Source organism: Reyranella soli (assembly GCF_007992495.1).
GTDB lineage: Bacteria > Pseudomonadota > Alphaproteobacteria > Reyranellales > Reyranellaceae > Reyranella > Reyranella soli.
The window spans coordinates 59,299-81,420 of sequence record NZ_BKAJ01000048.1 but is presented as its reverse complement, the minus strand read 5'-3'; the positions used below and the strand labels follow the sequence as shown (position 1 = coordinate 81,420).

Here is a 22,122-nt window from a genome sequence, read left to right as displayed (position 1 = left end):
ATCGCGGCAACGGCGTGAGCAGCAGCGGCTCAAGAAAAAATTGGGGAGACGACCATGCGGAGACGATTCATCGCGGGCCTGATGCTGGCCGCTGGCTTGGCTGCCGGCAACGCCGGCGCCCAGACCTTTCCGTCCAAGCCGATCATCCTGGTGGTGCCGTTCACCGCCGGCGGTCCAACCGACACGCTGGGACGCATCCTGGCCGAGCGGATGGGCCGGACGCTCGGCCAGACGGTGATCGTCGAAAACACCACGGGAGCCGCCGGTACGCTGGGTGTCGCGCGCGTCGTGCGCGCGGCACCTGACGGCTACACGATCGGCATCGGCCACTGGAGCACGCACGTCGTCAACCCTGCCATCTATCCGCTGAAGTTCGACATTCTCGACGATCTCGAGCCGCTGGCCGACATCGCCACCAATCCGCAATTGGTGGTGAGCCGCAAGGATCTTCCGGCCAACGACCTCAAGGGCCTGATCGAATGGGCAAGCGCCAATTCGGACAAGGTCACTGCCGGTACGGCAGGTGTCGGCGCGGCGTCCCACATTGGCGCCCTTTACTTCGAGCAGAAGACCGGCATCAAGCTGCGTTTCATTCCTTATCGCGGAGGCGGCCCGGCGCTGCAGGATCTCGTGGCCGGCCAGATCGACATCATGTTCGACCAGGCCGCCAACTCGATTCCCCAGGTCCAGGCGGGCAAGATCAAGGCCTTTGCCGTGACCGCCAAGCAGCGTCTGAAGGCGATGCCGGATATCCCGACCGTCGACGAGGCTGGTCTGCCGGGCCTCTATATCGCGGTCTGGCACGGACTGTGGGCGCCGAAGGGGACGCCGAAGGACGTGACCGCCAAACTCTCCGCCGCGATATTCGAAGCGCTGGCCGATCCCGAGGTCCGCGAGAAGTTCGCCGCCCTCGGCCAGGACATTCCCGAGCCCGCGCAACAGACCCCAGCGGCGTTGCGCGCCCATCACGAGGCGGAGATCAAGCTGTGGTGGCCGCTGATCAAGGCTGCCGGGATCAAGATCGAGTAGCAGCATGGGATGCTGCGTGCGGCAGGATGAGAAGTGCTGGGGCGACGGCTTCCGCCTGGAATACGCAAAAGACTGGAGGCGCGGAAAGCGTACTCCGCCTTGGAGTGAGCTTGATGGCTGATTCTGATCAGGAGCCGTATTGCGGTGGTGGAGGCCCATAGGCCGATCTACAATCTGGCTTCGGCGAGTGGCGTACCTTTCTTTGATCTCTAGTGGCGGGCGTGTTCGCCTGCTCAAGGGTCGCCGATGAAGTGTCCGAAATGTCAGATCTTCAATCGCATTGACGCGAAGTTCTGCGAGGGATGCGCAGCACCCTTCGTATGGGACTGTGCGAACTGCGGCCACCAACTCTCGCCGTCGGCGAAATACTGTCCGGAGTGTGCCAGCCCAACCGACGGCGCCGCGAACTTGCAGGCCGGTGCTCCAGATCAATCGCCATTCGGATCGCCTCACACCTATACGCCCAAGCATCTTGCTAGGAAGATCCTGAACTCCAAGGCGGCACTGGAAGGCGAGCGCAAGCAGGTGACGGTACTCTTCGCCGACCTCAAAGGTTCAATGGAGCTGCTGGCCGAACGCGACCCCGAAGAAGCAAATAGACTCCTCGGTCCCGTCCTCGAACACATGATGGAGGCCGTCCATCACTACGAGGGCACCGTCAACCAGGTAGCAGGCGACGGCATCATGGCACTGTTCGGCGCTCCGCTTGCCCACGAGGATCATGCCGTGCGGGCATGTTACGCCGCGCTGCGCATGCAGGAACGGATCAGGCACTACGCGAAAGGCGCCTCCGACATCCACGGCGTGAACCTGCAGATCCGCGTCGGGCTGAATTCCGGCGAGGTCGTCGTGGGCACCGTCGGCAGCGATCTGCGCATGGACTACACGGCTGTTGGCCGAACGACACACCTGGCAGCGCGCATGGAGCAATTGGCGAGCCCAGGCAGCATCCTGCTGACACAGCCGACACTGGGTATGGTGGAAGGATTCGTTGATGTGAAGCCGCTTGGCCCGATGCCAGTGAAAGGGCTCGCCGACGCCGTGGATGTTTACGAAGTGACGGGGACAGGCCCTGCGCGCACTCGATTCCAGGCGGGCGCCCGACGTGGGCTAACGCGGTTCGTCGGTCGCGATGCCGAACTTGAGCGGCTCTGCCGCGTCCTGCAGGTCGCTGGCAACAGTCGCGGCCGAATCGTCGCGCTCGTTGCCGAGGCCGGTGTGGGCAAGTCTCGTCTCGTCCACGAGTTGCTCGACTCGGACCGCCTGCATGGGTGGCTGGTGCTCGAGTGCGCCGCAGTCTCGTACGGCAAGGCGATGAGCTACCTGCCGGTCATCAACTTGCTCAAGGACTACTTCGGACTCCGGGATCGGGACGACGCGCGCGAGGTGCGCGACAAAGTGACGGGCAAGCTGCTCGCTCTCGACCGGGCGCTTGAGCCGACGCTACCGGCGTTGCTGGCCTTGCTTGACGTGCCCCTGGACGACCCTTCGGCGGGTTCGCGGCAGAGTGTCGTGTGGCAGGCGCTTGCCGCTGCCGAGCGGCGCCGGCGCACGCTTGATGGCGTAATGCGGTTGTTGCTGCGGGAAGCTCGGGAGCAGCCTCTCCTCGTGATCATCGAGGATCTCCACTGGGTCGATGGCGAGACTCAGGCGCTGCTCGATGCCTTGGTCGACAGTCTGGAGTCGGCGCGCCTGCTGCTGGTGGTGAACTACCGGCCGGAGTACCAACACAACTGGGCCGACAGGACATCCTACAGCCAGATTCAGCTCGACGCGCTACCGGCCGAAAGCACCGCGGAGTTGCTGGACGCACTCCTAGGCAACGATCCAGCGCTGGCGCCGCTCAAGCATCTGCTAGTCAAACGAGGCAACCCTTTCTTTCTGGAGGAGACGGTTCGGACGCTGGTGGAGACAAAGGTGTTGGCGGGGGAGCGGGGACAGTACCGCCTGACACAACAGGTCCAGGCTATCCAGATCCCGGCCACGGTTCAGGCAGTTCTGGCGGCCCGCATCGACCGGCTACCCTCGGCAGACAAACACTTGCTGCAGGTTGCCTCCGTGATTGGTAAGGACGTGCCGCTCGCCTTGCTCCAGACGATCGCCGAACTGCCGGAGGCGGCGCTCCGCGGCGCGCTCGACCGCCTGCAGGCTGCGGAATTCGTTTGTGAGACGGGTCAGCTTCCGGATCTCGAGTACACTTTCAAGCACGCACTCACGCACGAGGTCTCATACGGAGGACTGTTGCAAGAGCGCCGCCGCGAGCTTCATGCAAGGATCGTCGCGGCGCTGGAAAGACTGCATGCGGATCGCGTTGGCGAGCAAATAGAACGGCTCGCCCATCACGCCGTCCGAGGAGATTTGCGGGAAAAGGCAGTGGTGTATCTCCGGCAGGCCGGTCAGAAGGCGGCTGCGCGGTCAGCGCTCTTAGATGCTCGGGTCTGGTTCGAGCAAGCGCTTATCGTCCTCGAGGGGCTGCCGGACACCAACGCCAAACAGGAGCCAAGCTTCGAAATCCGTCTCGAGCTACGGCACATGCTTTTTCAACTCGATGAAGTCCGCCAGGGACTGGAACGCCTGCGCGAGGCCGAGGCCCTCGCGGAGCGATTGAACGACGACCATCGGCGAGGCCGGGTCTGCGCCGCCTTGATGCACCTTCACGCGTTCCTCGGCGAGTTGGACGAGGCGCTCGCAGTTGGCAACCGGGCGCTGGAATTCGCCGCTCGCCTCGGTGACTTGAAACTGCGCATCCAGATCACTGCTCATCTCGCGCAGGTGCACTGTTATCGGGCCGAATACCCGCGGGCAATCGAATTGGCCACCGCCAATCTCGCGAAGCTGCCTGTGGGCGGGGCCCATGAGACCTTCGGCCTTCCCGCGCCGCCGGCTGTCTACACTCGACTCTGGTTGGTCACGAGTTTGGCTCAGCTTGGCCGATTTGCCGAGGCGGCCCAATGCGGAGCCGACCTGCTTCAGCTCGCCGAGTCGATGCAGCTGCCGTTTGCGGTTGGTGGCGCTCAGGGGGTTGTGGCCGCGTCGCACGCCCTCAGGGGTGACTGGGCGCGAGCGCGTCCACTGATCGAGATGGCGATTGCTGTGTTTCGGACCAGGAACATGGCAATCCTGTTGCCCGGCGCGATCGCTAGCTCCGCCAATGTACTGGCGCAGTTCGGCGAGGTACGCGAGGCGCTGACACGGTTACAGGAGGGGGATGAGCTCCTCGATCGTCAGCTGGCGCAAGGAAAGATCACACAGCTCCTGAGCGGGGCGTACAATGACTTGGCTCGCGCCTGCTTGGTTCTCGGTCGGCTCGATGATGCGCGACGCTTGGTCGACCGCGCGGTCGAATTTTGTGGGGGGCGGCCAGGAGTGATGATCCACGCCCTGCATCTGCTCGGCGACATTGCAACCCATAACGACAGCTTTAACGCCGAGAGTGGTGAGACTCACTACCGCCAAGCACTGGCGCTGGCCGAGCTGCGCGGTATGCGTCCCGTCGTCGCCCACTGCCATCTCGGACTCAGCACGCTATATCAGCGCGCAGGCAAGCACGAGCAGGCCGACGAGCATTTCACTGTCGCAACGACGCTTTACCGAGAGATGGACATGCCCTTCTGGCTGGGGCGAGCTGGGGCCAAGAAAGGTAGCTAACATGGTCGCCGCCTCGCGCGGCGGCGCACGACTTTATGGATTAAGGCCGTAGATGCTCGTCACGGTGAAGTGCTGGCTGATCCCGAGGTCCGCGAGAGGTGCGCCGCGCTCGGCCAGGATATTCCGAGCCCGCGCAACAGACCGCAGCGGCGTTGCGCGCCCATCACGAGGCGGAGATCAAGCTGTGGTGGCCGCTGATCAAGGCTGCCGGGATCAAGATCGAGTAGCAGCATGGGATGCTGCCTGGCCAGGATCGACGGCGAGATCGCGCAATCCACCTCACCCTGAGGAGCATCGCGTAGCGATGCGTCTCGAAGGGTGGGCACCTGCCTTAGCGTTGCCCACCCTTCGAGACGCGCACTGCGTGCGCTCCTCAGGGTGAGGTGTTTCTGTCGAAGCGGAACTCGCTACGCCGTCTGATACCGCTTCAGGAAGGTGCGCGCGCGGTTGATGGTGCGGGCCTTCAGCTCCGGGGGTTCCTTCCAGGGAAACACCGTCATCTCGGCGTTTGGCGCCAGCGATGCGATGTCGACGGAGACCTGAAGCGGATGCGCGACGACATCGTCGGGCAGCACCAGCATCGGGGTCTGGCAGGACTTCGCGAAGTCGCGAGAGACGCTGTACACGAAGTCGGGCCGCACCCGGTAAAGGTTGTGCAGATACTGCTCGATGGTCGCCATCGACACGTCGGGCCGGCGCCCGAGGAACTCCTTCGCCCAGACGTCCCGGCCGGAGTCGTACATGAAATCCGGCTTGTCCGGCTTGTGTCCGACCGGCTGGCTCAGGATCGCGGCGACGACGCGCTGCGGTGCGCGCTCCATCAGCTTCATCGCGAATGGGCCGCCGATGCAGTTGCCGAAGAAGGCGAATTGGCGGATGCCGAGATGGTCCATCAAGCCGAGTTGGTCGTCGGCGAAGGCGTCCCAGGGATTGGCGACCGGGACCGGACCGGTGGACTCGCCGTTCGTGGCATTTCGCTGATCCATGGTGATCACGCGGAAGTCGTTCTTGAATTCCTCCACGATGTTGATCACCGCGTTGGGCCAGTTGATCATGCGCGAGTTCAAGCCGCCGCCGGGCGTCGCCAGCAGCGGGAAGCCTGAGCCTCTCTCGGCGTAGCGAACGCGGACGTCGCCCTTCTCGTAGAATCCGATCTTGAGGTCCGCCGGCAAGCCCTGCGGGACCGCTGCCTGCGGCGCTTGCGCGAAGACCCGCGACGCGGTGGTTGCTACTGCGGCGGCACCGGTCATGAGAACGGTGCGTCGGTTCGAATCGATCATCGATTCCCTCCTTCCCGTTGTCTCGGCCGTCGCGTGCGACCGTTGGCGCCTGGCACTTGAGCCATCGCAACGGCGTTGTACCACGGATTGGTCGCGGCGTCGTCGCGTCGAGCAAAGACCTCAGCGTCCCGGACGCCAGCCTGTTCGCCTCAAGGCTCGATAAGGGTCGTCAATTGTGCGCCTTCGTCGGCGACGAAAACGGCAATCAATTCGGCCCAGTCGGTGTTGCTCGCGTTGGCGGATACGAGATGTATCGCGCCCGGCGGTTCAAAGAACGACTGACCGACCTCGAATATCTCCACCGGGCCACCTGCTAGTTGTGACCTGATCTGGCCCTTGGTGATGTAGGCCGTGACCGTACCCGCATGACGGTGAGGCGGCGTAAAGCCGCCCGGTCCATAGGTCACGCGGACGATCGTTACTCTCTTGCCCGGTATGTCCGGAAGCGCGTTCGAACTGATCAGCTCCACCTTGTTGCCCGATGAGCCAGACGAGGCATCGGCGGCACATAACGGGAGCGGAAACTCCGAAATCGCGTCCATTTTCATGGGGAAGATTTTCGCGCTCACGACGGCGCAAACGATGGCCGTAGAGGCAACGAGCAACTGCCAGAGCCGCGCTCGATCCGCGATTGGCGTCATTTCCAGTGCGATGCTCATGGATATCTCCTGGTGGACTTGACGGCCTCAGCGTCCCGGATGCCAGCCCGCCGCGGCCGCGAAGCGGGTGAAGAACTGCTCCTCGTAGGCGTGCTCGGGGTCGTCGCGCACCATCCGGTCCATCAGATGGGCGTCCGATCCGACCAGGATGCGCCACCTGTCCGCCTTGACCCCGTCCAGGATGATCGCCGCCGCCTCGGCCGCGCTGGTCGGCGCATCCTGCAGAAAGCGCCGGGCGCGTTCGGCGAGCATGGATCTGATCTCGTCATCCGACAGCGCCGACGCGTCCTTGCCCATCGAGGTCAGCCGCGCTCGTGCCTGGGCGATCTGCCGGGCATCCAGCTCATCCGAATCGTTGCCGGTCTGCACCTTGAGCGAGTTGGTGCGAAAGCCGGTGCCGATATGTCCGGGCATGACGACCGACACCTTGATGTGTGGCGCGTTCAGCCGGAGATCGGTCATCAGGGCTTCGGAGAATCCTTTCACTGCGAACTTCGCCGCCGAATAGGCGGTGTGCGGCGCGCCGGGGCCAATCGAGGCCCAGAAGCCGTTCATGCTGCTGGTGTTGACGATGTGCGCTTCGTCCGCCGCCTGCAGCAAGGGCAGGAAAGCGCGGGTGGCGAGGTAGACGCCGCCCCAGCAGATGTTGAAGGTGCGCTCCCACTCGTCGCGGCTGTTGACGACCATGCTGCCACCGCCGCCGATCCCGGCATTGTTGAACAGCAGATGGATACGGTCGGTCGCGTGCTGCTTGGCGGCTTCGTCGCGAAAGCGCATGACGTCCGCTTCGTTGGACACGTCGGCGAGATGCGAGGTGACGCGCAGGCCTTGCGGCAGCCCCGTCGCCGCGCACTGTCGTCGCGTCTCCGCCATGCCGTGCATCGAGACGTCGCACATGGCGACGTGACAGCCCTCGGCCACCAGCAGGCGTACCAGCTCGCGTCCCATTCCCGAGCCGCCACCGGTGACGACAGCAATCCTGCCGGAGAATTCTTTCATCGGCTTCCTCCCTGTACTTCGAAGGGCAGGTTATCCCCACCCCGGGAGGCCTGTCATTCCGCCGCCGGCCGGTACGCGGCCTTCCCGAAAGCGGCATAGGGAATGCCGAGATTTTCGCGCAAGGTGCTGCCTTCGTAGGCCGTGCGATAGAGACCGCGGCGCTGCAATTCCGGCACCACCATATCCACGACGTCCTCCAGACCGCCCGGCAGCCAGGGCGGCAGAATGTTGAAGCCGTCCGCCGCCTCGTGGTGGAACCATTCCTCCATGGCGTCGGCGATGTCCGCCGGCGTGCCGATGACGGTGCGGTGGCCATTGCCGCCCGCAATGCTGAGGTAGAGCTGGCGGATGGAAAGGTTGTCACGTCGCGCGATGTCGAGAAAAATTCCCGCGCGACTGTGCATTCGGCGGTTCGGCGGCTCCGGTACGGGTCCGTCGATTGGATAGGCCGAGAGATCGCCGAGATAGTTCGACAAGGCGCCCAACCCGACCAGCGGATCGACCAGCTCCTGCAGGATGTCGTAGCGATCCTGTGCCTCCTGCCGCGTCCTGCCGGGGATCGCCATCAGGCCGGGCATGATCTTCAGCTCGTCGGGATGGCGGCCATACTTCGCCATGCGGCCCTTGACCGACGCGTAATAGGCTTGCGCGGCCTCGAGGGTCTGGGCGGCGGCATAGACGACGTCCGCCGTGGCGGCAGCGAGTTCGCGCCCCTGATCACTGGCGCCGGCCTGGACGATGACAGGGGCGCCTTGTGGCGTGCGCGCGATATTGAGAGGGCCGGCGACCTTGAAGTGCGGCCCGCTGTGATTGAGGACGTGCAGCTTTGTCGGGTCGTAATTGATCCCGGAAACCTTGTCGCGAACGAAGGCATCGTCCTCCCAGCTGTCCCACAGTCCGCGAACCACCGCGACGAACTCGGCGGCGCGGTCGTAGCGCAGGTCGTAGCCCGGTGCGGCATCGCGGTTGAAATTCCGCGCTTCCATGTCGGTGACGGACGTCACGACGTTCCAGCCCGCGCGCCCGCCGCTGATATGATCGAGCGAGGCGAACTTCCGGGCGACGTGATAGGGCTCGTTGTAGGTTGTCGAGGCGGTCGCCACCAAGCCGATGTTCCTGGTCACCATCGCCAGGGCGGAGAGCAGGGTGAGGGGTTCGAACTGCACGTTCTTTGCCGTACGGCAGAGCGCGCCTTTCGGTTCGTCATGGAAGCGGATGCCGACACCGTCGGCAAGGAAGCCCATGTCGAACAGTCCGCGCTCGGCAGCCTGTATCACGCGCATGGCATGCTGGAGCGACATGTTGCCGTTCGCCGGCGCATCGGGATGACGCCAGTTCGCGAGATGGTAGCCCAGGCCGATCATCGAGACGCCGAGCTTGATGGTCCGCGCCGGCATGTTTCACCTCTCTCAGCGCCGAGTGATGTTCCAGAAGACGGGAAAGCTGAACGGCACGACGCCGGTCAGGCTGGATCGCCAGGCCCCAGGCGCGGCGAACTGGCCGGCGATCACGTAGTTCACATTGTCATGGAAGCCGACCTGGATCTGATCGGCCAGCGTCCGTTGTTCGCCGGGATCGCTGGTGACGGCGTAGCGCTGCAGCAGGTCGGTCATCTTCGGATCGCAGTACCAGCCGGGCGCGGTGTCGAAGCAGTTGCCGGCGACCAGCTGGCTGGCGAGGGGATTCATGAGGTCGATGCCGTTGGAGACGATCGGCACGATCGACCAACCGGTTCGCTGAAGGCGACGCTGCTGCATCGTGGCGGAGTCCCTCGACTCGACCTGCACATTGAAACCTGCCCGGCGCAACTGGGCTGCCACGACCAGGCCGATCGGATTGAGCAGGGCGGACGTCCGGGAGTGGAAGATGACGACGGGCTCGCCTGCGTATCCCGATTCCTTCAGGAGCTGGCGCGCCCGTTCCGTGCCGGCGCTCTTCAGCGCCTCGGTGCCGGCATCCGTCGATGCGGGTGCATTGCACATGTAGATCGAGCCACAGAACGGCGTGACGAGGTCGTCCGGCAGGCCCACGGCCGCCACGATCTCCGGCTGGACGATCGCGGCCTGCAGCGCCTTGCGCACCTTGATGTTGTTGAAGGGCGGGTCGGCATGATTGACGTTGAGCACGGCGAGGAACTGGTCCATGCCCCGTGGCTTGCCGACCACGATGCCGGGATTGGCGCGCAGGGAAGCGACGTAGTCCATCGGCGCGATCTCCAGCCAGTCGAGTTCGCCGGCCTCCAGTGCATTGGAGCGGGTGGTCTGGTCGGCGATGCTGACGATGTCCACGCGGTCGAGTTTCACGACCTTGCCGCCGGCCAGCCCGTCCGGCGCCTCGGGACGGGCACGGTAGCGCGGATTGGGGACGAAGCTGGCCACGTCGCCCGGACGCCATTCCTTCTTCTGGAAAATGAAGGGGCCCGAGCCGACGACCTCGGACACGGGCTTGGCGGCGTCCTGGCGTGCCAGCCGGGCGGGCATCATGACCGGGATCTGGTGGCCCGGGCGTCCGAGGGCCTCGATGACGAAGGCGAACGGCCGGCGCAGCTGCATGACGAACTGCCGGGCATCGACGGGACGCAGCTCGGCAACCGCGTCCATCATGGCGCCGCCGAAGGGATCCCGCTTCGCCCAGCGCTCGATCGAGGCGATACAGTCGTCGGACGTTACCGGCGTGCCGTCGCTCCAGGCCAGCCCGTCGCGGAGCGTGAAAGTGTAGGTCAGCCTGTCGGTGCTGACATCCCACCTGTCCAGCATCTGGGGCCTGAAACTGCCCTCGCTGTCCATGCTGACGAGCGTATCGTAGACCAGATAGGCAAATACCCTCGCCGAGTTGATCCTGGTGACGATGGGATCCAGGACCTGCAGCTCGGTGGATAGCGAGACCTTCAGGACTTTGTCCTGGGCTCGAGCGTCCGGCGCACCGATCATCAATGCGGCGAGCGCGCCGGCACAGGCCAGTCGAAGCAGTTTCATCGGCATGTGTTCCATGGACTGAACGACTCAGTCATGTGCGTAGAACAGTTGATGAATTGCCCGTCGCAACGTCTGTGCCAATTATCGCCAATCAGCAGCGAATGATACCGGTGGCGGTGGCCACCGGCGCCAGACTGATGGCCGTCACACGCGCTCGAGGATCGACAAGCCTCGGATGCGGTCGATCAGGTAGATCAAGCCGCGATGGTCGACGTAGACGTCGTTGCTGCAGACGCGGTCGGCTCCTGGCGGCACGTCCGGCATCCACCAAGCGGCCTGCTTCATCGCCAGGGGATTGGCGATATCGATCACCCTGAGCCCGTTGGCGAACCAGGCGGCGGGAACCTCGTTGCCGACGATGGTCTCGACGGGCTGATGGCACGCCGTCATCAAGGGCGTCTCGATCCCGACCAATTCCGGCAGCTGAAAACAGCCGACCGGTACCGGCCGGGTCTCGTCGGAGATGTTCACCATCCAAAGCGCTGCCGGCAGCTCCGGCGAGAGTTTGGGATCCAGCGGCTGGACGTGCTCATCGGCCACCAGCATCCAGCGATGGCCGGCGATCGGCACGTCGATCGGAACCAGGCTGTGCGTGGGCCAGCCGAACGGCGGGCTCCAGTCGAGGTGTGAGATCAGCTTGGGCTTGCTCATGTCGCTGATGTCGAGGATGACGCCGCCGCCGTACCAGTAGCTGACATACAGGCGATCGCCGCGCCGGATCGGATGGTGGCAGCGATGGTTCTTGGCCTTCCAGCTCGGCGTTTCGCCGCCGGCGGTCCACTGGCCTTCCATCCACCAGCGGCCGACCTCTTCCGGCCTGGTCGGGTCTTTCAGGTCGAGGATCATGACGATGGTGCCGATGTAGCCCTCTTGCTCCGTGGAGATGTAGGCGTAGCGACCATCGAAAGTGAATCGGTGCACGCCCATCCCGTCACACTGCCAATGGCAGATGTCGCGCGGGTTGCCCGGTTGGCTGACGTCGAAGATTCGCAAGCCCACGAAATCGCCGGCCGGCTTGTCGCCGCGCGTACGCTCGCGGTTCACCACCATGACGTCGTTGGCCACGCGCACCTTGTGCGAATGCAGCCCCGGCGGAATTTCGATCGAAGCGACGATCCTGGGATGCGCCGGATCGCTCACGTCGATGACGGAGGTGCCGTGTGGCGGCTGCATATGCCCGACATAGGCATGGTTGCCGTCCAGGACGACCTGGCCGCCGCCGGCGATATCGACCCAGGCGACCTCGCGAATACCGGAACCCTGACCCATGGTGTTTCTCCTTCAGCCCGTGGGAAGCTGTTCGAGCAGTCGACCCTTGCCGGGGAGAGGCGTGTCGACCTTCATGGTCTGCAGCACCAACCACAGCGCCGCCTGATTGGTGGTGATCACCGGCTTGCCGAACTGGCGCTCCCAGGCGGCAATCCAGTCCATGGTCGGGAAGTTGCCGCCCGGCACGACCAGCGCGTCGACATCGGGCCGATCGATTCGGCGGAACGCCGCCTCGGCCACGCCGGCGTCCATCTTGCCGATGGCGTAGGCATTGTCGGCGCCCAGGCTTTCCGAGGCGACCACGGCGATCCCGTACTTCGTCTCGTAGTAGCGCCGCGCCCGTCCGATCACCTCTTCCGAATAGGGCGTCGCCATGGCGACCCGCGACGCCTTGAGGGCCTTCAGAGCCCGACCGATTGCCTCGGCCGAGGTCAAGGACGGTACGCCCGATGCCTCGGTCATCCGCTTCACCGTCACCGCGTCGTAGTCGTCGGCGAACAGGCTCGCCGAGGTTTGCGCCAGCGCGATCACCTCGACCCGCGCCTCGCCGAGCAACTTCGCCTGATAGGCCACGTCGGCATCCAGGCTCGGCGAGAACGGCGTGTTGCCGCCCTTGCCGAGTCGGCCGGTGTGCACCTGCAGCTCGGCGGGCAAGCGGCAGAACTCGATCTCGCACGTGGTGTTGGTAGAGGGGACCAGGATCCCGAAATGCCTTGGCATGACATCCTCCTCCCTTGCTTACAAAGCCTGAGCCACCTTCGGCATGACCTCGGCGGCGAACAGGTTGAGGGTATCGACCACCTGCGAGTGTGGCATGCCGACCCAGTGCACGGACAGGATCATGCGGTTGACGCCCAGGCGTCGCTTGTAGCCGACGATCTGCTCGGTGACCTCGTCGGCCGATCCCAGCAGGAAACGATCGCGGGTGAGCTCGTCAAAGGCGAGTGACAGGTCGTCGTCGCCCTTCGGCATGGCCTTTTGCTGCCCCCATTGCTGGTAGACCTTGTACTTCTCTTCGAGGTACGGGCGCGCCAGCCGGACCGCCTCTGCGCGCGTGCGGGCAACGAAGATCTCCCGCATCAGCGGCAGCTCGCCGGGCATGGGCTTGCCCAGCTCCGCCAGGGCCTGTTTATAGAGCGACAGTTGGCGCTCGATCGTATCCATCCGCTGGTGCGGGTTGATGAACCAGGTGTCGGCCAGTCTTGCGGCCCGGCGCACCGCCACATCGGCATTGGCGCCGAGCCAGATCGGCGGGTGAGGTCTCTGCATCGGCTTCAGCGACACCGTGGCGCGATCGAGCTCGAAATGCGAGCCCTTCATCGAGACGTCGTCCTCGGTCCACAGTCGCTTGATGGCTAGAAGATTCTCCTCCAGGCGTTGCACGCGCTCCTGCGCGGTGGTGCCGAAGGCCTTGAATTCGACGTCGCGGTAGCCCAACCCGGCGCCGAACACCACACGCCCATTCGACATCACGTCGAGCGTCGCCAGCTGCTCGGCAATGTCGATTGGCTTGTGCAGCGACAGCAGGATGATGCCGGTGATGATGCGCATGCGCTCGGTCTCGGCCAGCAGTCGGGCCAGCAACGGGATCATCTGGTATTGCTGCAGGGGCGCTGCCGCATAGTGCATGCCGGTCAGCAGGTCGGAGAATCCGAGTTGATCGGCGAGGCGCACCTGCGCCTTCACTTCCTCGAACCGCTTCCTCATGTCGTCGCCGGCATGATACTGCCCGCGCACGAACAGACCGAAAGTCAGATCGCTCATCCTGCGACTCCTTCAGTCCGCATGTCGCCGCAGATGGGCCAGCAGCAACGCGTTGACCTTGTCGGGCACCTGGTCCGCCGCATAGTGGCCGACGCCTGGCAGCACCTCGAAGTAATACGGGGCGTCTATGAATTCGCCCGTCCCTTCGGCCGCTACACGGCCCACCGTGTCGTCGGCATCGCCCCAGATGTAGAGCGTCGGCACCTTGGTCGGACCGAGCGGCTGGCGCGGGCCGCTGGAGCGGTACCAGGCGAGCGCTGCCTCGAGCGCGGCCTCGTTGCCCAAGACGGACATATGGGCGTCGGTCGCTGCCTCGGGCATGCCCTGACGCATGTGGCGCGAGCGCAGCCATTCGCAATTGTTCGCCAACAATTTCGGGACGGCGTCCGGCTCGAGGAAGGCCGTGTGATGGCCCGACCGCCGCTTCTGCTCGCCGTCGGGCAGGGCGAGCGCGCGCAGGAACGAGGCCGGATGCGGCCGCGACAGCATGGAGAGCGAGCGAAGCCGCTCGGGATATCGCGCCGCGATGATCCAGGAGAGGCTGCCGCCCCAATCGTGGCCGACCAGATGGAAGCGACTGCCGCCATGCCCCGCGGCGGCGACGATGTCGAGTGCGTCGCCCACCAGGCGGTCGATGTGGTAGGCGGCGAGATCCTTCGGATCGGGACGAGCGCCGGGCGAATAGCCTCGCTGGTTGGGAGCGATCGCGAAATAGCCCGCGTCGGCCAATGCCGGAACCTGACGATCCCAGAAATGGCGCGACACGCCGAAGCCGTGGAGAAGCAGGACCGGCACTCCCTCAGGCGAGCCTGCCAGAGAGCAATCGAATTCCAGGCCCGGCGCCGTCTTGATCTTGCGGACGTCCATGCACGCTTCCTCCTGGCCAAGTGTAGTGGCGTACGTCGCGACTGACGATGTCCGTATTTGAGGCTGCAATTCCGGCCAGCGGGGCCACGTCCTTGGCTCGCGGCGCTTTCCGGCGCAGATAAAAAGGCCTGCACAGGACGGTCGCAATGGAAACACTCGATATCAAGGGCTTCCCCGTCGAGACCCATATCGCAGGCTCGGGGCCGCCGCTTCTCTACCTGCATGCAGAACAGTATGTCGAGCAGGTGAGGCCTCATCTCGATGCGCTCGCAAAGACCTGGCGTGTGATTGCGCCGCGTCATCCGGGCTACGGTGCGGCGGCCGGTGCGGCCGACCTGCGGTCGGTCGACGATCTCGCCTACCTCTATCTCGATCTTTTAGACGAGCTGAAGCTCGACGACGTGGTTCTCGTCGGCGCGTCCCTCGGCGGATGGATTGCGCTCGAGATGTGCGTGCGCAATCGCGCGCGGCTCAGCAAACTGGTCCTCGTCTCGTCGGTGGGTGTGAAGTTTTCCGGCCGGGAAGAGCGCGACTTCGCCGATCTCTTCTACATGTCCGACGTCGAGGCATTCCCGATGCTTTTCGCCGACTGGCAGCGCCACGCGCCGAGCTACGCCGCGATGTCCACCGGCCAGCTGGAGGAACTCGCGCGCGAGCGCCAGATGCTCGCGCACTATGGTTGGCGACCGTACCTGCACAATCCGGGTCTGAAGCGCTGGCTGCATCGGGTCGATCTGCCGACGCTGGTGCTCTGGGGAGAGGCGGACGGGTTTGCCAAGCCGTCCTACGGACAATCGCTCGCCTCGGCGCTTCCCAACGCAGAGCTGACGGTCGTTCGGGAGGCGGGACACTATCCCGAGATCGAGCAGTCCGAAGCCGTCATCCGCGCCATCGACGCCTTCGTGCAGAGGTGAGGTCAAGATGAAAGTCTGGCATTTCAGCGAGCTCGCCTATTATCCCGCCTGGGAGGAACTGGGCGCCCAGCTGCGCAACGTCGTCCCGAGCCGGCTCTGCGATCCCAAGGTCGCGGCCGACCTGTACCATCGCGGTCTCGACGAGTGGGCCCTATGCGATGAGCTGGGGCTCAACATCATGGTCAACGAGCACCACGCCACGGCGACCTGCATCGACTCGGTCAGCACGATCCCGATGGCGATCCTTGCCCGCGAGACGAAGAAGGCGCGCCTGTTGTGCCTCGGCATGCCGATCGGCAACCGTTTCGATGCGGTGCGCGTCGCCGAGGAATATTCGATGCTGGACGTGATCTCGCGCGGTCGCGTCGAGATGGGCTTCGTCAAGGGCGCTCCCTTCGAGGTGACGCCGGCCAACAGCAACCCCGCCGACCTGGTGACGCGTTTCTGGGAGGCTCATGACCTCATCCTGAAGGCGATGACCACCCATGACGGCCCGTTCAATTGGGAGGGGCGCTATTTCCAGTATCGCCAGGTCAACGTCTGGCCGCGTCCCTATCAGCAACCGCATCCGCCGGTGTGGCTGACCGTGAACAGCCCGGAGTCGGCGCAAGTCGCGGGCGAGCGCGGCTATGTCATCGGCTCCCTCAATACCGGCTATGTCCGGACTCCGGCGATCTATGCTGCCTATCGCAAGGGTGCCGCGAGCCAGGGCCGCGAAGCGACGCGCGACCGGTTTGCCTACATGGCGATCGTGGGGGTCGGCTCCACCAGGGAGGAAGGCTACCGGCGCGCCGACCAGATCCTCGACTACAGCCGTACGGCGCTCCGCGTGGGCGCCCAGTTCGCCTTTCCGCCCGGCTATCAGTCAGTAGCCGCGACGGCCCAGGCCCTGAGATCGCCCGGCTACGGCAAGGGCGTCCCCATGCGCAGCATAGCGCTGCGCAATGGCCGCCAGGTCGACCCCATTGGGGCGAGCGTCGAGGAGTTCATCGACGCCGGCATCTGCTTTGCGGGAACGCCCGACATGGTGGTCGAGCAGATGAGGGCATTCTACGGCCACGTCGGCGGCTTCGGTCATCTCCTGATGATGGGCCAGGGCGGCCACATCACCCACGACGACACGGTCGACAACCTGACAATGTTCAGCAAGGAGGTCCTGCCGCGCGTTGCCGAGCTCGGTTGACGTTCATTTCTGATACTGCTCGAACAGCTGCTTGATCCGTTTGGCTGCTTCGTCGGTGGCCTGTTCCGGGTTCATGTTGCGCTGCGTGATATTGGCTTCCGCCTGCGGCCAGACCTGCTCGGACAGCACGGCCGAATAGGCGGGGTTGTAGGACATCCACCACGGCACCGTCGGCTGGGTCAGCCCCATGTCCACCGCGACCTGGCGGTGCGGGTCCTTGGGGTCGGTCCAGTACGGATCGGTCTTCACGATCGAGGCCATCACCGGCAGATAGCGCGCGCGGGTTTCCTTTAGATAGGCGTTCAGGTTCGCCGGCTGGATGAAATCGCGCAGCATCGCCTTGGCGCCGTCGACGTTCTTCGATCCTTTCGGGATGATGGTGGGGGCGATCGCCAGCACGCTCGCCACCGGCTTGCCGTCATTTCCCAGGGGGACGCCGCGAGTGATGATCTCCTTGTAGTAGAGATCGGGCTTGTCCATCTGCGCCGCGGCGATGGAGATGGTGGCGTTGGGCGTCATCACGATCTGTTTGGCGAAGAAGGCGTTGTTGTTGTCGACATCGCCCCAGTTGATCGCCCCTGGCGGCACATAGCCTTTCTTGAACGGCGTCGTCAGCCGCTCCAGTGACGTGATCGCCGCCTTGCGCACGGCGGGATCGTCGATATTCAGCTTGCCGTCCGGCGTGACGATGCCGACGCCGCCATAGCTGACCAGGAACTGGTGGAACAGATTGCCGGCATCCGCCTCCTTCGCCGCCATCGAATAGCCGAGGCCGAAAATGCGCTTGCCCTTGGAGCGCAGCTTGTCCTGCACGGTCTGGAAGAAATCGTAGAATTTGTCCTGCGTGCCCGGCATGTCGGTCGCGGCAAAGCCGACCTCCTGCAGCAACGGGAGCCAGACCGAATTCATCAGGGAGGAGCCTTTGGTCGGCACGCCGTAATACGAATATTTCTTCTGCTTGACGTTGTAGAGGCGCGCGCTCAACAGCGCGGTTTCGGTGAACTCGGCCTTCTGGGAGTCCACCACATCGGAGACATCCTCAAGCTGATCGTTCCAGGCCGCGCGCGGCACCAGGAAACGGTCGCCGGTAACGGTGTGCACGACATCCGGCACGTCGCCCACCTGCATGCCGGCGATCAGCTTGGTGATCACATCCGGCCCGTTCATGATGGTCAGATTGACCTTGGTGTTGTTGCGCTTTTCCCAGTCCGCCATCCAGGCGATCACGGCATCGTTTTCGGCCTTGTAGAAACCCTGGGTCCACCAGACCGTGAGTTCCCCGGCCGCCGTGGCGCGGCGCGGCATCAGGCCAGTGCCCGCCGCGGCCGCGGCACTCGCGCCAACCAATGTCTGCCGCCGTGTCATGCGCTTCATGTTGTTTTCCTCCCAAGACGCCGCCCTCCACCCAAAATAGGGGCGCCGCGTTCAACCCTTCACGCCTCCCATGGTCAGCCCGCCATGCATCTTGCGGCGGACGCCGTAGTAGATAAGCAAGGGCGGAATGGCGTAGATGATCGCCGCCGCCATCAGGTAATTCCACGGTGCCTCGTCCCCCACCAGGAACTTGCCGAGCGTCACCGGCACGGTGACGACCTTGCCGCCCGACAGCAGCAGGAACGCGTAGAGATATTCGTTCCATGACAGCAGCAGCGCATAAGTGCCGATCGCCACCAGGGCAGGGGCCATCAGCGGCAGATAGATGCGGAAGAAGATTTGCGGCGGCGAGGCGCCGTCGATGCGCGCCGCCTCGTCCAGCTCGAACGGGATCGAAGCGCTGTATTGCTGGAAAATGAAAATCGCGTAGGGCGTGGCAAAGGTCACTTCAACCGCGATCACAGCAATCGGATTGTTGGTCAGGCCATACTTTCCCATGATGCCGTAGAACGGGATGGCCAGGAACGACATCGGGATCACATAGGTCAGCAGCGCCGCATTGGTCAGCATCCAGCCGTTGCGGATGCGCATCCGGCTGATGGTGAAGCTGGTCAGGGTGCCGATCGTCAGGGTCAGCAACGCGACAGCGATACCGATGAAAAAACTGTTGCCCATCTGGTTCCAGAATGTCTCGAGCAGCCAGAAGGTCTGGCGGAACACGACCTCGAACGCATGCGGGCTGGGGGCGACCGGGAAGACGGAGGTGCTGAGCACTTCCTCCTTTTCCTGCATCGACACCCGGATGATGTTGTAGATCGGCAGCAGCGTCCAAATCAGCAGCACCGACGACAGCAACCACACGCCGACGCGGTTGAGCGCGCGGGATCGGCGTCGCGCGGTCATATCGTGACCTCGCTGCGCCGCAACTGGCGCATCAGCAGGATCACCAGCGGGATCAGCAGGGGCAGCGCCGTCAGCACCGTCGCCATGCCGAGCTGGGGATCGCCCAGTTCGAAGGCGTTGCGGATGCCCAGGGTCGCGAGCACGTGCGTCGACAGCGCCGGGCCGCCGCCGGAGATGAAGCGCACGGCGTTGAAATCGCCCAACGCCCAGATGGTGGAGAGCATGGTGCAGACCAGGTACATCCCCGCCATCAGCGGCAGGGTCACATGCGTGAACTTCTGGACCAGGCTCGCGCCATCGACATCGGCCGCCTCATACAGTTCGAGCGAAATGGCCATGCGCCCGGCGAGGAAGATCAGGGTCCAGAAGGGCAGCCATTTCCAGATATGGCCGTAAATGACCGAACCCAACGCGAAGTAGTGACTGTCGAGCCAGGGCGGCCCATCGACCTGCGCGACATGCCAGATGATGTTGTTGATCAGCCCCCATTGGCCGTTCAGCATCCAGTTGATCGACAGATAGCTCGGCAGCGCCGGCACCGCCCAGGGCAGCATGAAGATCAGCAGCAGGATCTTCGTCCACCAGCCCTTGCGCATGAAAAAGCCCGATAGCAGCAGCGCCAGCAGCAACTTCAGGTTCACGCCGAACAGCAGGTAGAGCAGGGTGTTCACCACCGTGCGCGGATAGACCGGATCGCTGAACAGCGAGCGATAGCTGGCCGGATCGCTGCCCAACCACAGCCCATAGCCGATCGGGTAGATCACGAAGGCCACGAATACCGCGACATAGGGGGTGACGAAGGCCAACGCCCAGAGTTTGTCAGCGGCAAATGTGCCGCGTCGCCGCCGCGCCAGACGCGTGGTGTTCGTGGCCGCGGCCGGGCTCTCGATCGAGGTCGTGACCACCATCGTTCGGCTCCTTCCCAGTGGCCCCGCGTTCTGGTGCGCGGTGGCTTTCCTGTCCGTTCGGCGAAGGCGGCCCGTTCGTCGTGGCCTGCCTAGGCTGGCTCAGTCGGAGTGCGAGTGTGGCGATTTGTTCAGTGCGACACAACCAGTCTTGCACCGGGGTTGGCATTGTCCCTAGGGCACCGCCCGTCCCAGGCGTAGAGTGGCCGTGACAGAGGAGAGAGATATGCCGCCAAAGACACGATTCGTGATCCATGTCCCGGGAAAAACCGACATTGGATGCGATACCGCTGATGAAGTCCTGGACGCGCTGAACGATCTCAAAAGTACCGAAGGGGTCACCGTCGCGGATTTGCAGACCGGAATGAAAGAGTTGAGCCGGGAAGCAATCGAGGAACTTGCGAATGGGGAACGCGAGTAACCAGCCTGTGCGAACCCTGCTCACGAACGCCACGCTCATAGACTGCGTCCAACCCAAAGCCGTCGCGAATGCGGCAGTCCTGATCGAAAATGGACGGATCCGCGAGATCCGCACCGACGGCAGCACGCCGGCGGCAGAAGGCGCCACCCGGATCGATCTCCGGGGCGCATATCTGATGCCCGGATTGTGGGACGTCCACATCCATCCGGACTACTACCTTCCGCACGAAATGCCGCTGGCCGACCAGGTCACGCTGTTCGGCCATCGACTGATGGCGGCACTGACCGAGTCCGGCATTACCGGGCTGCGCTGCGCCGGCGCGCACCACTACATGGATGTCGCCTGGAAGCGCGCCTTCGACTCGGGCCAGTATGTCGGGCCGCGCCTGTTCGCCTCCGGCCACTTCCTCACGACGACCGGCGGCCACTTCCTGACCTCCGGACATGCGCTCGAGTGCGACAGCCCTTACGGCTTCGTCAAGGCGATCCGCGAGCAGATCAAGAATGGCGTCGACCACATCAAGCTGAACCTGTCGGGAGGCATCCTGGGGCCGGCCTGGGATCTCCACCGGCACTCCTTCCTGCTGCAGGACGAGCTGAAGGCGGCCTTCGAGATCTGTCACCTGCGCGAGTTCAAGGTGATGGCCCATGCGACCAACCCCGAAGCGGTCAAGAACGCCATCCGGCTGGGGGCGCACAGCGTCGAGCACGGCTACATCCTCGATGACGAATGCATCGAGCTGTTCCTGAAGCACGACACCTGGTACGTGCCGACCCTCGCCATCAGTCACCTCACGCCCGACCAGGCGAACAACGATTGGGAGCAGCGCTGGGTCAAGCAGCGCAACATGGCGCATGCCTTGTGCTGCCGCGCGGACGCGGCGTCGGATGTTCACCGTGACGGGTTCGCGAAGGCGCTCAAGGCCGGCGTCAAGATGGCACTGGGTTCTGACATCCGTCCGCTCAAGGATGCCGCACTGCTCGAACTGGGACTGTGGGTCCGCGACGGCGCCACGCCGTGGCAGGCGCTTGTCGCCGCGACCCGAAACGGCGCGGCGGTCTGCGGCGTGGGTGACGAGCTTGGCACGATCGAGGTCGGCAAGCTGGCCGACCTGATCGTGGTGGGCGGCAATCCGCTGGAGGACATCCAGAATGTTCGCCAGCTCAAGCTCGTGCTGAAGGATGGCGTCGTGGTTTCCGACAAGCGAGCATGATGAGTGATACCGCCGGCAACGGTCACTCCGGCGTGATGTTTCCTTCGCGGATCACCTTGTCCCACGATAACACCTTCGTCTAGTGGTTCGCTGCTGCATCGCGATCCACTCTCGTCGATCAAGGAGATCGCACAATGTTTCGAATTGCTTCCGCGCTGCTGGCCGTTGGAGCCTTGACCGGCATAATCGCCGCCGCCGCAGGGCAGACCCACGACGACGCCGCCCCGGTCTACGGCATCAAGCTGCCTGCCGATTACCGGGATTGGCGATTGATCTCCGTCGCGCGGGAGGAAGGCCACCTCGATGACATCCGTGCCATCCTTGGCAACGACATCGCCGTCAAGGCCTATCGCGAAGGGACGCTGCCATTTCCGGACGGCGCGATCATTGCCCGGCTCGCCTGGAGCTACGATTCGTCGGAGGAGAACAACAAGGTTTTCGGCCGTGTCCAGTCCCATGTCGCCGGCGCCCCGAAAAACGGTGTGCAGTTCATGGTCAAGGACTCGCGGAAGTACGCCGCGACAGGCGGCTGGGGCTTTGCCCAATTCGACGACGGAAAGCCAGCCGACGAAGCGATGCACAACACCTGCTTCGCGTGCCACGAGCCCATCAGGGCACGCGACTTCGTGTTCACGCGCTACGCCCGGTGACCTGCCCCGGTTTGCCGAAGCCCGCAGTCACTGGCTGCGCTACGGCTGACCTCAGGGCGCACGCAAGCG

19 protein-coding genes are annotated in these 22,122 nt (G+C 64.2%); 7 read left to right on the top strand and 12 right to left on the bottom strand.

Annotated features, from left to right (window positions below):
• The first annotated feature begins 54 nt into the window (after positions 1-54).
• Together RSO01_RS15360 and RSO01_RS15355 are read left to right on the top strand one after the other, a co-directional pair.
• Complete coding sequence (locus RSO01_RS15360; RefSeq protein WP_147149988.1) at positions 55-1,029, top strand: tripartite tricarboxylate transporter substrate-binding protein; 975 nt, start codon at positions 55-57, stop codon at positions 1,027-1,029.
• Between the two features lie 246 nt (positions 1,030-1,275).
• Positions 1,276-4,677 (top strand): AAA family ATPase, encoded by a 3,402-nt coding sequence (locus RSO01_RS15355; RefSeq protein ID WP_147149987.1) that lies wholly within the window; start codon positions 1,276-1,278, stop codon positions 4,675-4,677.
• A gap of 407 nt (positions 4,678-5,084) precedes the next feature.
• Here RSO01_RS15355 and RSO01_RS15350 read toward each other — a convergent pair whose 3' ends face one another.
• From RSO01_RS15350 to RSO01_RS15310, 9 genes are all read right to left on the bottom strand, one after another.
• Positions 5,085-5,957, bottom strand: a complete 873-nt coding sequence (locus RSO01_RS15350; protein ID WP_147149986.1) for an alpha/beta fold hydrolase — start codon at positions 5,955-5,957, stop codon at positions 5,085-5,087.
• Between the two features lie 149 nt (positions 5,958-6,106).
• The gene (locus RSO01_RS15345) at positions 6,107-6,505 is read right to left on the bottom strand and encodes a cupin domain-containing protein (RefSeq protein WP_246158434.1); all 399 of its coding nucleotides are present in this window, start codon (positions 6,503-6,505) and stop codon (positions 6,107-6,109) included.
• Between the two features lie 138 nt (positions 6,506-6,643).
• The gene (locus RSO01_RS15340; RefSeq protein WP_147149985.1) at positions 6,644-7,615 is read right to left on the bottom strand and encodes an SDR family oxidoreductase; all 972 of its coding nucleotides are present in this window, start codon (positions 7,613-7,615) and stop codon (positions 6,644-6,646) included.
• A gap of 53 nt (positions 7,616-7,668) precedes the next feature.
• Positions 7,669-9,012, bottom strand: a complete 1,344-nt coding sequence (locus RSO01_RS15335; RefSeq protein WP_147149984.1) for an LLM class flavin-dependent oxidoreductase — start codon at positions 9,010-9,012, stop codon at positions 7,669-7,671.
• Between the two features lie 12 nt (positions 9,013-9,024).
• Positions 9,025-10,590: an ABC transporter substrate-binding protein gene (locus tag RSO01_RS15330; RefSeq protein ID WP_170303079.1), complete on the bottom strand. Its 1,566-nt coding sequence runs from the start codon at positions 10,588-10,590 to the stop codon at positions 9,025-9,027.
• 144 nt (positions 10,591-10,734) lie between these two features.
• Complete coding sequence (locus RSO01_RS15325) at positions 10,735-11,859, bottom strand: LVIVD repeat-containing protein (protein ID WP_147149982.1); 1,125 nt, start codon at positions 11,857-11,859, stop codon at positions 10,735-10,737.
• Positions 11,860-11,871: 12 nt separating this feature from the next.
• Positions 11,872-12,579, bottom strand: a complete 708-nt coding sequence (locus RSO01_RS15320; protein ID WP_147149981.1) for a maleate cis-trans isomerase family protein — start codon at positions 12,577-12,579, stop codon at positions 11,872-11,874.
• 18 nt (positions 12,580-12,597) lie between these two features.
• Positions 12,598-13,623 (bottom strand): LLM class flavin-dependent oxidoreductase, encoded by a 1,026-nt coding sequence (locus RSO01_RS15315; RefSeq protein WP_147149980.1) that lies wholly within the window; start codon positions 13,621-13,623, stop codon positions 12,598-12,600.
• A gap of 12 nt (positions 13,624-13,635) precedes the next feature.
• Entirely contained in the window at positions 13,636-14,490 is an 855-nt protein-coding gene (locus tag RSO01_RS15310; protein WP_147149979.1) for an alpha/beta fold hydrolase, read from the bottom strand.
• A 146-nt stretch (positions 14,491-14,636) separates the two neighbouring features.
• Here RSO01_RS15310 and RSO01_RS15305 point away from each other — a divergent pair, with 146 nt between their 5' ends.
• Both RSO01_RS15305 and RSO01_RS15300 read left to right on the top strand, forming a co-directional pair.
• Positions 14,637-15,404: an alpha/beta fold hydrolase gene (locus RSO01_RS15305; protein WP_147149978.1), complete on the top strand. Its 768-nt coding sequence runs from the start codon at positions 14,637-14,639 to the stop codon at positions 15,402-15,404.
• A 7-nt stretch (positions 15,405-15,411) separates the two neighbouring features.
• The gene (locus tag RSO01_RS15300; protein ID WP_147149977.1) at positions 15,412-16,587 is read left to right on the top strand and encodes an LLM class flavin-dependent oxidoreductase; all 1,176 of its coding nucleotides are present in this window, start codon (positions 15,412-15,414) and stop codon (positions 16,585-16,587) included.
• A gap of 3 nt (positions 16,588-16,590) precedes the next feature.
• Here RSO01_RS15300 and RSO01_RS15295 read toward each other — a convergent pair whose 3' ends face one another.
• From RSO01_RS15295 to RSO01_RS15285, 3 genes are read right to left on the bottom strand one after another with little or no spacing between them, the layout of a single operon-like run.
• A complete protein-coding gene (locus RSO01_RS15295) occupies positions 16,591-17,961 on the bottom strand; it encodes an ABC transporter substrate-binding protein (RefSeq protein WP_147149976.1) in 1,371 nt (456 codons plus the stop codon).
• A gap of 51 nt (positions 17,962-18,012) precedes the next feature.
• Positions 18,013-18,822: a carbohydrate ABC transporter permease gene (locus tag RSO01_RS15290; protein ID WP_373867913.1), complete on the bottom strand. Its 810-nt coding sequence runs from the start codon at positions 18,820-18,822 to the stop codon at positions 18,013-18,015.
• Between the two features lie 38 nt (positions 18,823-18,860).
• Positions 18,861-19,772, bottom strand: coding sequence for a carbohydrate ABC transporter permease (locus RSO01_RS15285; protein ID WP_147149974.1), 912 nt, complete (start codon positions 19,770-19,772; stop codon positions 18,861-18,863).
• Between the two features lie 223 nt (positions 19,773-19,995).
• On the opposite strand from RSO01_RS15285, the gene RSO01_RS15280 reads away from it, so the two are divergent.
• The 3 genes from RSO01_RS15280 to RSO01_RS15270 all read left to right on the top strand — a co-directional run bounded on the left by RSO01_RS15280 (position 19,996) and on the right by RSO01_RS15270 (position 22,053).
• Positions 19,996-20,190 (top strand): hypothetical protein, encoded by a 195-nt coding sequence (locus tag RSO01_RS15280; protein ID WP_147149973.1) that lies wholly within the window; start codon positions 19,996-19,998, stop codon positions 20,188-20,190.
• Positions 20,174-21,403 (top strand): amidohydrolase family protein, encoded by a 1,230-nt coding sequence (locus RSO01_RS15275; RefSeq protein WP_147149972.1) that lies wholly within the window; start codon positions 20,174-20,176, stop codon positions 21,401-21,403. Before RSO01_RS15280 ends, RSO01_RS15275 begins: the two co-directional genes overlap by 17 nt.
• A 134-nt stretch (positions 21,404-21,537) precedes the next feature.
• Positions 21,538-22,053, top strand: a complete 516-nt coding sequence (locus tag RSO01_RS15270) for a cytochrome P460 family protein (RefSeq protein WP_147149971.1) — start codon at positions 21,538-21,540, stop codon at positions 22,051-22,053.
• The last annotated feature ends 69 nt before the right edge of the window (positions 22,054-22,122 follow it).